This window comes from Cylindrospermum stagnale PCC 7417 (assembly GCF_000317535.1).
GTDB classification, from domain to species: Bacteria; Cyanobacteriota; Cyanobacteriia; order Cyanobacteriales; family Nostocaceae; genus Cylindrospermum; species Cylindrospermum stagnale.
In genome coordinates, this window is record NC_019757.1 from 4,758,161 (window position 1) to 4,772,611 (window position 14,451).

Sequence of the window (14,451 nt, forward strand, 5' to 3'; positions counted from 1 at the left end):
TTATGAATAACTGTTATGCTTTTTACGTGCCTGTGGCGCTGTGATTACACCAGAAACTAAAACTGCATGGAATTGAAAAATCACTGGTTAACTGCAAATAAAGGCGCTCTGGCACGATTGCTTCAGTGGGTGAATCTGCGACCAGAGGAGGGCGAACGAACTTGGATGATGTTTGCCTTCTACACCACTGTATCTGTAGGATTACGGTGGGCTGAGGACAGTACAGTAGCGCTGTTTTTGGACGAACATGGGGCTGGCACACTGCCTTGGATTTATATTGCTAGTGCAGCAATTGGTACTGGACTAGTAGTAATATATTCTTGGTTGCAAAAGGTTTTCCCCTTGCGTTGGGTGATTGTGGCGATCGCACCTTGTATGGTGACGCCCTTATTTTTATTAGTCTTATTGCATTGGAAAATACACGCTAACTACCTAGCAGTGATTATCGTATTTCTGCTCAGGCTGTGGGTAGATGCGTTTTACGTGGTCAATGACCTCAACACCTCGATCATTGCCAATCAACTATTTAATATTCGGGAGATTAAGCGCACTTACCCACTGGTTAGTAGTGGTCTGTTAGTGGCTGACGTGATCAGTGGCTTTAGTCTGCCTTGGCTGTTGCAATTCGCCAAGCTAAATCAGGTGATCCTGATCGCCTGTATTGTGATTATGTTCGGGGCAGGAATTTTATTTTATTTAAGTTATCACTATCGAGAAGCTTTTCCCGATACCCCGCAACGGACAATTCCCGAAGAACAAGCCTCTAGACATCGTCGCCTGAAAACTCCTCTCAAGCGCTATGCCTGGCAGTTATTTGCTTTTGTGGCTTTGTTGCAGGTGATTGGGTCGTTAATCGACTTTCAGTATCTGCGAGAACTCGAGTCTACGTTGACCAACCAAGAACTCGCTAGCTTCTTGGGTCTATTTGGTGGGATTGTCGGACTGTGTGAGTTAGTGACACAGTGGTTTGTTTCCAGCCGACTGATCGAACGAATCGGGGTGTTTTTTACGGCTGCACTTTTACCAATCACTGTCGGGTTGCTACTCCCCTGTGCGATCGCCTTGCTGACTTTATTACCAGCCACCCAATCCCAAGGGTTTTTCTGGGGTTTGATCAGTCTCAAGTTCTGCGATGAACTTCTCCGCTACACCTTTATTATTAGTAGCGGGCCTGTGCTCTACCAGCCAATCCCAGAGCGAATTCGCAGCCGGATGCAGACATTATCTGGTGGTACTGCCGAAGCGATCGCCACCGGGTTGACAGGAATACTGATTATTGTCACTTTGTTTTTCAGCGCGCGATTTGTACCCACATCACTACAAAGATGGGTATTGATCGGCGAAACAACCATTGTCGCTGGCATTTGTTTAAAAGTAGCTTGGGAATTGCGATCGCGCTACGTAGACCTATTAGTCTTGAGTGCAGAACGGGGAGAACTGAGTGCGGCCAATGTGGGATTGCGTGTCTTCAAACAGGGGGTAGTCAAAGCTTTAGGGGAAAAAGGCAGCGAGGCAGATAAACGCTCTTGTCTGGAACTTTTAGCCCAAATTGATCTCCCAGGTGCGGCGGAAGTTTTAGCACCCCTGCTAATTAAGTTAACCCCAGATTTGCAGCGCCAAAGTTTAGAAGTAATGCTCTTAGGAGGGGCAAATCTCGCTTATGTGCCGCAAGTTCGTTATTTGTTAGATCAGCCTTCAATAACTATTGACCCCGAAGTTTTTGCCTTGGCTCTCCGCTACGTTTGGCTAGCAGATCCAAATCCCAATTTAAGCGTACTAGAAGAATACCTCCACCCCCGACAAAACTCACTCATCCGCGCCACCGCTGCCGCTTTGTTGTTACGTCAGGGAACGCCAATGCAAAAGGTAGCAGCTACCAAAACCATGCGCCGGATGCTGACTCATAAACAAGAACGGGAACGGATGAATGGAGTCAAAGCACTCAGAGAAGCCGTTTATTTACAGGCGCTGCGAATTCACATTCCGAATTTGTTACAGGATGTGTCCTTACGAGTGCGCTGTGCTGTATTGGAAATGATCGCCGCCACTCATTTGGAAGAGTACTATTCCGCACTACTAGCAGCACTCTACTACAAGTCAACCCGCACTACAGCCATGCGTGCCCTAGTGCGACTGGAGAATGAAGCGCTGAAAATGCTGTTGGAACTAGCTACGGATATTTACAAACCGGAAGTAGTGCGGATGTACGCTTGGCGTACCATTGCCCAAATCGGCACTTCCGAAGCAATGGAGACTTTATGGCAAAACTTGGAAATATCTAGGGGCACCAATAGGGATTATATCCTCCGTAGCTTACTAAAAATTAACCAACAACCCGGAATCACCAGTTTTGTGGATCGGTTTTATGAAAATAGAGTAGAAGCTTTAATTGAGCAAGAATTAAGAGCTTTAGGTGAGATTTACTCCGCCTATATAGACTTCCAAACAGCAGATTCTCTGAAACCCAGTCAAGCAAATGAGCGGGTAACGATTGTTAGTGAATTAATGCGACGCTCACTCCTAGAGTTGGAAATCGATGTCAAGGAGCGGTTACTGCTGCTATTAAAGCTGCTTTACCCACCAGAAAAAATGCAGGCGGCGGCTTTTAATCTCCGGTCTCAGTCAGTGGTCAGTTTAGCGCGGGGGTTAGAGATTTTAGACCATACTGTGTACTTGTCTTGCAAGTCTCTGTTGCTGAATATTTTAGATCGGCGATCGCAACAAGAAAAACTCCAATATCTTGTAGAAGCTGGAATTGTCAAATATGAAAATATGTTAGTTAGCGATCGCCTCCGCAGATTGATCATGCTAGGTGATTTGCTTTCTGACTGGTGCTTGGCTTGCTGTTTTCATTTTGCACAAGTTGCGCGCATCCGATTGACAGCTAGCGAAATTGTGGTCACACTGCGTCATCCTACAGGCTTTGTCCGGGAAGCAGCCATCTCCTATCTCAGTGTAGTTTCACATCGCGTCTTTCGTGAGCTTCTTCCTCACTTGCAACAAGATCCTCATCCACTTGTAGCGGCTCAAGTTAAGGAATTGATGCAAAAATACCACCTCAACCAACAGTAATTATCTCAAAACCTCAGAGTATTGACGTCAAAGCCAAAGTACACATTAGGGGCTTCGGCGATCGCCCCGTGTTTTGGCTACTCACTCATGATATTATATGCGTGTATATACAGACAAGCGCGAGGTAAACCATGCACTCTTCACGAACGCTATGGTTCCAGTGGTCAAAGTTATGCTTCAACTGATCCCTCTTCTAAAGAACGGGTTCGCTATCTAGAAGAATTGATTACTCGCAATGGCTACAATCGTTATGCGTTTGAGGGTGCAGAAAAACATGCTCTTATTCAGAAACGAGTCAAACAGTTGAGAGGAGACTCGTGAAACCGAGAAACCCTGCCAAGCTAGTATGGTAGTCCGTCAATTTTTTATTAGAGGACTGTGAGACAGAAGCGCCAAAGCCAATTACCCCGGCTGATTTGGGTAGCATGGATAGCAAGCGCACTTTTCGCCACAGGATGTGAGGAAGCTATTCAATATTTGCCGCCCTTACCTAGAGTGGAAGTGCCATCAACTAAACCGCCACTTGCGCCCGAATCAGCTAAAACTGCCCAAATGGAAGCAGCAGTTCGCCAACGCATCAACCAAGTACGCCAAAAAAACGGATTGTCACCGCTAGAAAATCATGAAAAACTAGCGCTGGTTGCTCGATACTACAGCCGTCAAATGGCAGAAAAAAACTTCTTTAGCCACACAGGTGCAGATGGTAGTACCCTGCAAGATAGAGTCAGGGCAGGAGGTATCCCTTACTGGATGGTGGGTGAGAACTTATTCAAAAGTCGGAATGTGCCGCAACCCGTGCCGGCATCTGTCGAAGGTTGGATGAAAAGTCCCGGACACAGAGCTAATATCCTCCGTCCGGTGTTCACAGAAACAGGTGTAGGAGTGTGGCGCGTTGGCAATACTTACTACATTACCCAGTTGTTTTTACGGCGTTAGCGAGCAGTTCCCTAATAGGCTAAGAGAGCAGTTTTAGCTTGAGGGTGGTGTTCCCATCGGCATGCTGTGGTGAAATCTGGCGACTTTGGGGTATAGCAGCAATCCAAGGCAATTAGCTTGATTTCAACAGTAGCCTAAGAGAGAAATAGGCCAGGTTTTCCCTGAGGATATATTTTCGATGTCGCAATTTGTCTTGGCTATTAATTTTCTTGCTCCCCTTTTTTTTGAGGTGGAAATGTTTTCATATCGGGATTAAGCACAGCGCTATCCAAAGAAGTTTTTTGGCGGGAATTTCCCCTTTTTTGGCGAGTATTCCTGACAATTTATCGCTTCTTCAGTCAGAACAGTATCCGGTTTGACCGCACACTTGAGATAATGATTATTAGAAAAAAACCGACAGTTTTTACAGGGAACTTGCTGTAAACTATTGATTGTAAAAACCATCTTGTTGTCTAAATTTGTGCGTAGCTTTCGCAAAGCAAGCAGCAATATAGCCCAACTGAAGATAAAGCTCAGGGGAGTTAAAGATATCACTAAATCTGGGACATTTAACCCATCCGATTTGGCAGGCTCCTGTTTAACTTCACTTTTTGTTACGGGATGAAAATTACTATTTGCTGCTACATTCTGTAGTAGTATCTGCTCAACAGACATATTATCTACCCTTCTCTATAGATTTTTATCGTCTGATTTTTGATAACAAGGTAATTTCTGATTTGTCAGTGTGTACCCAGTGATAATTTGAGATTTTAGATTTAGTAAATAATTTTTATCTAAACTCACAGATTAATCGGATTAGGGTAATTATAAAAACTACTGACTCCTGACTATAGACTGCCATGCAAGCTCTTTCCTTCTGAGGCTGGCATTTCTACTGAGTATGTTTTTATTAAATGCCTTTAACTTCATACAGATAGGGAAATACGTGAAGATGAATATCTCAATTGCTGCTTCAAAGATTAATTTTTTGCAAGGTTTTAATTATAGGTGTAGCAAAATAAAAGTTCACATATCTCTGTCGATAGTTTTGCTTGTTATTTGATGAATGTGTATCAAAAGGCATAAATTTCTGAACAGACTAATAACTGGATACTTTTGTGTTAAAATCTTTCGAGAGATAGGGCAATTGTTACTTACCTGCGAAAGCACTGTTAATTTTTATTCACAAAGTTTCAGAAGTATTACAAAGCAAGCAAAATATATGAATTTGGGATTTTTCCGGAGGATTCCCGTAACGTCTCTAGTATTACTCTGGCTGGCTTATGGTCTCTTGGGGTGGTATATTGCTGCTCACCACATTGTTTGGTTGGTGGGAGCTTTTGTCGCGGCGATCGCTCTAGTGGTAGTGCGGAAGAGTTTGTTCTGGTTAGACGGTTTGGTTGCTTTTGGTTCTCAAACCTTAGTTGTGATCTTAGCCTTAAGTGCATCAATTGCTTTAATAGCAACTTGGTCGTTATTATTCAGACTTTTTCTCATACCCGTAGCAACTACGGTCTTAGCTGATTTAGAAATGCGTTTTGCCGGCTTCAGCAAACTCGATTCTTTTTGTGTTTTAACAGTAATTGCAGTATTGGGTTTGGGCGTTGGCGAAATGATAGACATTCTACTTTTACCCAGTAGCAGGTACTAACGGGGGTTCGAGGGAGAGGAATTTTCCCCCTAACCTCTTCTTCCCCAATCTGCTGGATATCCTACTGCTGGAAGACGTTTGACTGAGTTGACTTGTCTATCCTGAAACAGAGTCCTGAAAATATTGAGGGAAAAACTATTTATTACTGGGTAGTGCCGCAGCAAGTACCAGCAAATTCACGTTAAGCAATAGCCGAGAAATGAAAGGATTAACCGGAAAAAACGCTTTAATTACAGGTGCTAGTTCAGGCATTGGACAAGCGATCGCCATTCGACTAGCCCAAGAAGGCTGCAACATCGCCATTAACTACCGCAAACAGGCAGAAGATGCGGAAAATACTGAAGAGTTGGCAATGCAAAAAGCCTGTGCAGATATCGAAAATTGCCGTGTCAAGTCACTGCTGGTTCAGGGAGATGTTTCCCAGGAAGAAGATATCACGGAAATTGTGAATCATGTTGTTGAGAAATTTGGCAGTGTGGATATTTTAGTTAATAATGCCGGAATTCAAACAGAATGCCCATCCCACGAAATCACCGCCGCAGATTTTGACCAAGTGATTGCAGTCAATCTCCGGGGAGCTTTTCTCTGTGCCCGTGAAACTATTAAACACCTTTTATCCTCCAAGCGTCCGGGAGTAATTATCAATATTTCCAGCGTCCATGAAATTATTCCCAGACCAATGTATCTCAGCTACTCCATTAGCAAAGGCGGCATGGAAAACCTGACCAAAACCCTAGCCTTGGAATATGCTAACCAAAATATTCGCGTTAACGCTGTGGCGCCGGGAGCGACGATTACGCCCATCAATGAAGCCTGGACAGATGATCCTGAAAAAAAGGCGATCGTTGAAAGTCACATTCCCATGAATCGGGCTGGTACTGCGGCAGAAATGGCAGCAGCAGTAGCTTTTTTAGCTTCAGACGAAGCCGCCTACATCACCGGACAAACCCTGTTTGTAGATGGTGGGTTGACCCTATATGCAGACTTTCGAGAAGCTTGGTCAGCGTAGAGCCATCAATTGACTCACATTACACCTAACTCATTCATCCATACTAAAATGATGGTGAGGGATATTAAACCTTGTGCTTAAGCCATGCCTAAAAAAATCAGAGAGTTAAAAAGTTTATTAAAAAAAGCAGGTTTTGTTTATCGTTCAGCAAAAGGAAGTCATACCCGTTGGTATCATCCTTTATTACCAAGTGATCCTATTACAATTTCTGGTAAAGAGATGACGCTAAACCTTATATAGAAAAAGAAGTTATTGAGAAATTAGATAAATTAAAATTAATTCAAGAACAGGAGTCAGACGAATGAATTTACCTTACACAATTATTATTCAATGGAGTGGTGAAGACCAATGTTATTTAGTTCATTTACCAGAATTTCCCACCCAAAAATATCATACTCATGGTGAAACTTATGAAGAGGCTTTACATAATGCTCAGGAAGTTTTAGAAATGCTAGTTGAAGAATATCAGCAAGACAGCAAAGCTTTACCATTAACTAAATCTTTAGAACAGTTAATCAATGTTGCTTGAAAATCTCGCGTCAATTGCTTTTTTAGGTAGGTTTGGGTGGGCGATTCCCCGCCTCAAAGATATTTTTAACTAACCCGGTGGCGTTCCCTCCTCTAAAGGACGAATAATCGCCGGCGCTGGTGTAACCTCTGGTTGAAAAATTGCCTGCAATGCTTGTTCCAAAGTTTGCGCCATGACAATTCGGTTTTCGTAAGCCACAACTACCCGCACCAAAGTTGGCAAACTGTTTTGTGTTGCTTCTAAATAAATTGGCTCAACATATAGCAGAGATTCCTCAATGGGAATCACCAAAAGATTACCCTGAATCGCTCTCGAACCCTGGCGATTCCACAGAGAAATTTGCTGAGAAATTACGGGATCTTGGTTAATCCGCGCTTCAATTTGCTCTGTTCCGTAAATCAGACGTTCTTTAGGAAAGACATACAGCAGCAACTTTCCGTAGTTCTCACCATCTGACCGCGCCGCTAACCAAGCAATTAAATTTGTCCGCTGTTTGGGGGTGTAGGGCAAAAATAGAATAAATTCCTCAAAGGGGACGGTGGGGAGGCTGGTAATTAAGTAATATGGCTCTACCTGACGGGTTTCACTGCCATAGATTTCATTCGGTATTTGCCACTGGTCTTCCCGGTTATAAAACACTTGGGCGTCAGTCATGTGGTAAATCATCAACCGCTCAGATTGAATTTTGAATAAGTCCTCCGGGTAACGGATATGGTTGCGGAGGTTGACTGGCATGGCACTCAGCGGTTTGAACAGCTTGGGAAATATCGCTGACCAAGTGGCAATTATCGGGTCTTTGGCATCGGCAATGTAAAAGGTAATGCTGCCGTGGTAGGCATCAATCACTACTTTGACGGAGTTACGAATGTAGTTGATCCCATCGTTACCCGTGTCTGAGTAGGGATAGCGATCGCTTATTGTATAGCCATCAACAATCCAATAAAGGTAATTTTCTTTACCAGGAAACTGTTGATTAGCATCATCAGAATTGGCATCAACCGCAACTAAATAGGGATCTTTGTCAAATTGCAAGAAAGGTGCGATCGCGCGAATTCGTTGATTAATATTCCGCCGAAATAATACCTTCGTCTCTGGCAAAAAGTCCCGTGTGAGTACCATCTGCCAATCCTTCAGGTACATGGCAAATAGCCACCGTCGCCACAGCGAACCGATTTGAATTCCACCCAAGCCATCGTAAGTATTGTAAACATTGTCTCTGCCACTGGGATAATCTAGTTCTCTAACCCTGGTGCCAGTCATCACATAATTATTAGTAATTTCACCAAAATAAATCCGGGGTTGCCCAATGGGAATGCTTTCACGAATAGCTTCACTGGAAGTGGTGAGGGCGCTTTCATTACCGCTAATATCTTTAACAAAATATTCTGGTAGTCCACCGGAAGCAACTGTATTTACTGGACTGACTGTAAAACCATAACCGTGAGTATAAATTAAACTGCGGTTAACCCAGGTCTGAGCTTGCTGCGGCACAGCACTGTAGTCTAATTCCCGTGCAGCGAGCAGTACCTGCCGCCGTTCTGTTGGTTCGATTGCTTCTTGGTCTGGTGGCTTTTGGGGGCGAGGTGCAGTTACATCTGTTTTGATGGTGTAGCGGTCAATATCGGCGTCAGGAAACTTATAGTATGGTCGAATTTGTTGCAGCTGGCGGTTAGTTGCTAACAGAGGCCGCTGATCCCAAAGGCGAATATTGCGAATGGTTAACTCATTGGCTTTGATATCAGCTTCAGTCAGTTTTCCTTGGGGGTTGAAGGTTCTGGCATCAATTGCTTCTAAATTGAATGCCTGCCGAGTTAAAGCAATAGTCCGCTGAATGTAGGGTTCTTCACGTTGCAATTCGTTGGGCTGGACTATTAAATATTGCACCAACTCAGGTAAAACAAAGTCACCTGCTACAACCAGCAATAAATAAGCCCCCAATCCATAAACTACGAAGCGCTGATGCTGAGATTTTGGTTGCCAAAAGATTGTTCGCCATAGCAGGTAAAATGCGATCGCTACTGCCAAAATGGACAAAACCTTGTAGGCTGGCAACTCTGCCATCACATCGGTATAGCTGGCACCATAACTCACCCCACGGGACGAATAAACTAGTTCATAACAACTCAGCCAATAACTCAGGGATACCACCAACAGCAAACAGCCCCCCAAACCGGATAAATGACGCAGCTGCTGCTGGGAAAAACCCGGAAAAACTCCCTGACTCAGACTGTCTCCCGATAGCAAATAGGTAAGAGTAACGGCGACCAAAGCATACAAACATAATCCTGTCAACCAAAGTTCCAGCAGTTCCCAGACTGGTAGCGAAAAGATGTAGAAGCTGATATCTCGACCGAATAAAGGCTCTGTATTGTTGAAGGGGGTAGGGTGGAAATATTGCAACACCTTGGCCCAGTGTTGAGACAGCATCAGCCCAAACCCGACACTTAACAAAATAGCGATCGCCCTGAGGAAAAATTGGGGATAAATTAATAATGCGATCGCCATTCCCAAAACCAAGCCAAAATACCAAGTTTGGGAAGCCATCCGCCTCAATTGTTGCCAAATTATCTCTGCGCGAAACCAGCCAGGAACGGCTAAACTAGCCTGATTAACTTCCGAATGCCAGTAAGCAACAGCAATTTCACCATAATGTACCAGTATTAACCCTACCAACAAACTCAATCCCAAAGCTAACGGTAACAGCCAAGGCAATCTTAATTGCCAATGTTGCGATTCAAGTATCCGGGTTTCATTTCCTCTGGTATAAAGAGGACTGAGAAAATTTTTTAGCTCCCTAGCCCTGACTTGCTCCGTCTTTAAAGACTGGGGATACTTCAGCCGTTGAGCCACTGCCAAGTTTCCCAGTAAATAAGCAGCCGTTATACCAGCTACGACTACCCATAAACTACCTTGGGTTACTATCCGCAGCAGAAATACTTGTAAATATCCGACTTCCTGAAACCAGAAAATCTCAGCACCCAATCGGGAACCCAGATCCCAAAGTAGTAACAACCCCAGGAATACTACAAATACTCGAAAGCACCATTTCCACAACATTCCTTAGCAATTGGTAATTGGTAATTAAAATTACTGCCACTGGCGCATACTGAGGCGCATCACTTATTTTTGCTGCCCTATATCTGATTTTAGCGGCGAAGCCTTGACAAAATTGCTGATGCTCATCAGATAAACTATCTATTGGAACAGCGAAGTAATGTAGAGACGTTGCATGCAAAGTCTCTACTTTCGCTTTGATTGTTAAGTTGTCTGTGTATCGCTGTGATATTCTTGGCATCTCGCGATAAAAATTGATTAATTCGGTTAGTATGGCTAATCACCCTCTTACTTCAGGTTGGAGATTTTGGCCAGTGTTTTATTTGTAACCTGTAATTATGCTTACCAGCGTTGACCGTTTATTATTTGTCCGGCGAGTCCCAATTTTTAAGGAATTGCGGGATGACTTTATTGTGCGACTGGCTTCAGTGATGAACGAACTGTCATATCCAGCTAATTACAGCATCTTTAAACAGGGAGAAGAGGGGCGATCGCTCTATATTGTTGTTTCAGGGCGCGTCAAAGTTCACATTGGGGATACAAAATTAGCAGAGGTGGAACAAGGAAAATACTTTGGGGAAATGGCAGTATTTGATACTGAACCCCGTTCCGCTTCTGTAACCACCTTGGAACCTTGCGAATGTTTGGAACTCACACAAGAGCAACTTTATGACGCCATTGAAGAAACTCCGGAAATTGCCGTGAATATTATTCGTGAGTTATCTCGTCTGGTTCGCAGACTGAATGACAACATGAATGCAATCCGGTTAAACAATTAACTACGAAAGTCTAAATTCCCGACATTGCCGAAGAAACCGCTGGGGAATCTCCACAGTTTCCCCCCAGTGTTGATGCACATAAGAGGCGTGGAGAGTCGGTAAACTCCAACCCTCAAATCCCGTATTTTCCTCACAATCGTAGCGAGAAGTGGCAAATAAGGGCTGATTGGGGGGTGATATTAAACGGGAACGATGAAACTCGTGTCCGTAAACATTCGCCCCTACTGGTACTAACAGACTATCTTGCAATGCGATCGCGCGACGATAGCCTAAAGTTAAACTTCCACCCATTTGAGCAGATGTCGGCAAAACCCCCACCATCGACCAAGGTTTAGCCTCAAAATCGACAATTTGCTCACACAAATACATCAAGCCCCCACATTCGGCGATGGTTGGCATTAGAGCCAATATTGCTGTTTTCACTGCATCACGGGCGCTGGTATTTTCTGCTAGTTGCTGGGCAAAAACTTCGGGAAAACCACCGCCGAAATACATTCCCTGCACGTTCTGTGGTAAGAGAGCATCTGTAAGCGGACTCCATTCGACTAGTTCTGCGCCTAACTGTTGTAGTAAATCAAGATTATCTTGGTAGTAGAAATTAAAAGCGCGATCGCGTGCAACTGCAATTTTAACTGGGTAATGGGTGATGGGTAATGGGTAATGGGTAATGGGTAATGATTGTGATTGCAAGATTGGTAGTAGTTGATCCCAGTCAAAGCAGGTATCGCCCAAATCAGCCAGACGATCAATAACAGCATTCAGTTCTGGGAGTTCATCTGACGGTATTAAACCCAAATGGCGATCGGGTATAGTGATGTTATCTTGTCGCCGCAAAACGCCGAGAACGGGTAATTGTAGAGGTTCTAGGGAACTTTTGAGCAAAGATAAATGGCGATCGCTTCCCACACGATTCAGCACCACGCCAATTATCTTAATTCTGGCATCAAAAGAAGAATAACCGTGTGCGATCGCTGCCACCGAACCAGACAAGCGACTGCAATCAATTACTAATACCACAGGGATATCTAATAACCGTGCAATGTGCGCTGTACTAGCAAAGTCAGTAGGTAATGGGTAATTGGTAATTGGTAATTGGTTTTCTTTACCATATCCAACACCATCAAAAAGTCCCATCACCCCTTCTACAAGCGCATATTCACATTCTTGAGAATGACGCTTAAAACATTGCTGTACATAACTTTCCGAAGTCAGCACCGTGTCTAAATTCCGACAAGCGCGACCAGTAACACGCTGATGAAACATCGGGTCAATATAATCTGGCCCCACCTTAAAAGATTGTACCTTTGCACCGCGACGGCATAAAGATGCTAAAAGGGTGAGCGTTACTGTTGTCTTACCCACCCCACTACGTTCTCCAGCAATAATTATAGACATTCCTTAATTGGTGATTGGTAAACTAAGATGGCTCCCAGATTTAGCATAGCCATATCTAGGAGCACTTAATTTACTTACTTGTAGCGGTTCCCGACCTAGAGAGGTACGTTTTCAAAGCTACTAGTCTTGGTAAACAAGATTTGGGTGTACCTCAGTTGCTTAGGAACCGCTATACACAACCACAGACAGAACTTTGGTTTGGAATATTTGAATCCCACTGGCCATTCCATGTCGCACCGACTGAACCGCAGGTTCTAGGACATTTGTCTTTCGCGTCAAGCCTGTTGTAGATAGGGCCGGCGTTAACATCTCGACCTCCAGAAAGAAACTGCTGTTCTGCTATGGATAGCTCTACAAATAGACCCGAGCTAATTTTGGTGATTTGAATTGACATGATTGTAGCTCCTCTAAGGTACATAACCTAACCTATAAGTACCCAGTCACCATCAATCTCACACTGTCTCTTAGCTATCGGGAGCATTTGAGACGATTTTGGGGTGAGATTTAAATTACATGACTACTTATTTATCCGAATACTAAATATGTTTTTTTTAGATAAAATTATCCCCACGATAGAAATTAAAAAGCTCAATTTCTATCTTGTGACTGAATCAAATAAATAGTTAAAAAAATACCCTCCTTTCCAAAGCAGAAAGGAGGATAGAGGGGTTAGGTTTGAATTAATTAGCCAACTTTAAAGTTTTCGCGATCGCACCCAGGCTTTCTTCAAACAGAGCCTCACGACCCCAGCGTTGTACCTGCTGACTCAACAACACTTCCGCCTTTTGTTCCGAAAGTGAACTTACCTGTTGATACAGACCTGCGGACTGAGCACCACCATGTGTTTCCATCCGCATACAACCACCAGTTTCTGAGCAAATGACTGTACCACAGTCTGCCTTGGGATTAGTGGAACTTAGACGCAGAGCAATCAAGTCACCAACAATGTCACCGACATCAGCAACCGGGACTCCTGCTAACTCTGCTTCTACTTGTCGTTGATCTTGAGCAACAAACTGAATGCGAGTTATATCATAATCTCCGCTTTCCCTTTGATAAGAAACTGGCTCCCAATTTAAGCGACTTGCCAGCCAACCCAAAAACAACAATCCTTGAGCAGGGTTGCCTTTTTCATAATCAATCGTCACGCGGTCAACTTCCCTCAAAGCAGCCCGACGGTTAGGAGAGTCGTAAGCCTCAGCTGTCAACTCCTGCCATGCTGCCAAACGTCGCCAGTTTAAGTCAGCTAGAGGTATACCATTTTCTACCAACTCTTCTAAGCTGAGTAGAACACTTTCTGGCTCGTTAAAGTGGCAAGAATCGACAATCACATTATTGCAGACTGCTGCCAGTCGTTTGAATAAAGAGTTATTCGGGTCTGGTGTTGCCTTCCACCAGAGAAACTTCGGCAAGCCACCAATCAACAATGCTGGAATCATGCCACCTATACGTTCCAAGGCGGAGGCGGTGCCGCTGAGAGTTATATATTCACAGCAGATGAGTGTACTAGAAGATTGCTTTTGAATCGGGCAATAAGCAGAAACTTGCGCCTTGACCCCTTCATCTTCCCCAGCAACTGGACATAGGGCAATAATGCGGCAGGGGTTGCGGATAGCGATTTCATCGGCAATCGTCGGGCTGGAGTTATAGCTAATACCGCCACCATTAATAGATCCACCATTGCGCTGACGTTTGGCTGCTTCTTCTCGCAAGATGGCGAGGGTGTCCCTTGTCGGTGTACCAGTTTCTGGAAGTTCATATTGCTTTTGAACTTCCCGTAGGGCTGTTTCTGTTTGCGGCCCTAAAATCCCATCAATTGGCCCATTGTAAAATCCCGAAGCAGCCAACAGATATTGGGTTTCTTCCGGTTCGTAAACCACTAAAGTAAATGTCGTGGCGCGGGTAGCAGCAGGCAGCCCACCGTCCTCGCCGGTCATGCCGTAACTTTGCCAAATTTGAGTTAGTTCCGCTTCTATTTCTGTGAGCGAAACATCCTTTGGTGCCTGAAGTGAAAAAATGGTAGGAGCTTGGGGAGCCATAGTCTATT

At 44.2% G+C, this 14,451-nt stretch carries 13 protein-coding genes; 8 read left to right on the forward strand and 5 right to left on the reverse strand.

What is annotated here, in order from left to right; genetic code table 11:
• The first annotated feature begins 66 nt into the window (after positions 1–66).
• The 3 genes from CYLST_RS19945 to CYLST_RS19955 all read left to right on the forward strand — a co-directional run bounded on the left by CYLST_RS19945 (position 67) and on the right by CYLST_RS19955 (position 4,008).
• A complete protein-coding gene (locus tag CYLST_RS19945) occupies positions 67–3,072 on the forward strand; it encodes a hypothetical protein (RefSeq protein WP_015209543.1) in 3,006 nt (1,001 codons plus the stop codon).
• Positions 3,073–3,159: 87 nt separating this feature from the next.
• On the forward strand, positions 3,160–3,393 hold the full coding sequence (locus tag CYLST_RS19950; RefSeq protein WP_041233183.1) for a hypothetical protein: 234 nt from the start codon (positions 3,160–3,162) through the stop codon (positions 3,391–3,393).
• Positions 3,394–3,450: 57 nt separating this feature from the next.
• A complete protein-coding gene (locus CYLST_RS19955; protein WP_015209544.1) occupies positions 3,451–4,008 on the forward strand; it encodes a CAP domain-containing protein in 558 nt (185 codons plus the stop codon).
• A 264-nt stretch (positions 4,009–4,272) separates the two neighbouring features.
• Here the strand turns inward: CYLST_RS19955 and CYLST_RS19960 are convergent, their stop codons facing one another.
• Positions 4,273–4,662 carry a hypothetical protein gene (locus CYLST_RS19960; protein WP_015209545.1) on the reverse strand — a complete coding sequence of 130 codons (390 nt, stop codon included), beginning with the start codon at positions 4,660–4,662 and terminating at the stop codon, positions 4,273–4,275.
• A 547-nt stretch (positions 4,663–5,209) separates the two neighbouring features.
• Here CYLST_RS19960 and CYLST_RS19965 point away from each other — a divergent pair.
• The 4 genes from CYLST_RS19965 to CYLST_RS19975 all read left to right on the forward strand — a co-directional run bounded on the left by CYLST_RS19965 (position 5,210) and on the right by CYLST_RS19975 (position 7,176).
• A complete protein-coding gene (locus tag CYLST_RS19965) occupies positions 5,210–5,638 on the forward strand; it encodes a hypothetical protein (RefSeq protein WP_015209546.1) in 429 nt (142 codons plus the stop codon).
• 199 nt (positions 5,639–5,837) lie between these two features.
• Positions 5,838–6,647 (forward strand): glucose 1-dehydrogenase, encoded by an 810-nt coding sequence (locus CYLST_RS19970; protein ID WP_015209547.1) that lies wholly within the window; start codon positions 5,838–5,840, stop codon positions 6,645–6,647.
• Between the two features lie 84 nt (positions 6,648–6,731).
• Positions 6,732–6,887, forward strand: coding sequence for a type II toxin-antitoxin system HicA family toxin (locus CYLST_RS33520; RefSeq protein ID WP_015209548.1), 156 nt, complete (start codon positions 6,732–6,734; stop codon positions 6,885–6,887).
• 61 nt (positions 6,888–6,948) lie between these two features.
• Entirely contained in the window at positions 6,949–7,176 is a 228-nt protein-coding gene (locus tag CYLST_RS19975; RefSeq protein WP_015209549.1) for a type II toxin-antitoxin system HicB family antitoxin, read from the forward strand.
• A 69-nt stretch (positions 7,177–7,245) separates the two neighbouring features.
• On the opposite strand, the gene CYLST_RS19980 is transcribed toward CYLST_RS19975, so the two are convergent.
• Positions 7,246–10,233, reverse strand: a complete 2,988-nt coding sequence (locus CYLST_RS19980) for a UPF0182 family protein (protein ID WP_015209550.1) — start codon at positions 10,231–10,233, stop codon at positions 7,246–7,248.
• Between the two features lie 335 nt (positions 10,234–10,568).
• Between CYLST_RS19980 and CYLST_RS19985 the strand changes: the two genes are divergently transcribed.
• Positions 10,569–11,009 (forward strand): cyclic nucleotide-binding domain-containing protein, encoded by a 441-nt coding sequence (locus tag CYLST_RS19985; RefSeq protein WP_015209551.1) that lies wholly within the window; start codon positions 10,569–10,571, stop codon positions 11,007–11,009.
• On the opposite strand, the gene CYLST_RS19990 is transcribed toward CYLST_RS19985, so the two are convergent.
• From CYLST_RS19990 to opcA, 3 genes are all read right to left on the reverse strand, one after another.
• Positions 11,010–12,404, reverse strand: a complete 1,395-nt coding sequence (locus CYLST_RS19990) for a cobyrinic acid a,c-diamide synthase CobB (RefSeq protein WP_015209552.1) — start codon at positions 12,402–12,404, stop codon at positions 11,010–11,012.
• Between the two features lie 169 nt (positions 12,405–12,573).
• The gene (locus CYLST_RS36830; protein ID WP_085960643.1) at positions 12,574–12,822 is read right to left on the reverse strand and encodes a mannan-binding lectin; all 249 of its coding nucleotides are present in this window, start codon (positions 12,820–12,822) and stop codon (positions 12,574–12,576) included.
• Positions 12,823–13,084: 262 nt separating this feature from the next.
• Complete coding sequence (gene opcA, locus CYLST_RS19995; RefSeq protein WP_015209554.1) at positions 13,085–14,443, reverse strand: glucose-6-phosphate dehydrogenase assembly protein OpcA; 1,359 nt, start codon at positions 14,441–14,443, stop codon at positions 13,085–13,087.
• Between the last annotated feature and the right edge of the window lie 8 nt (positions 14,444–14,451).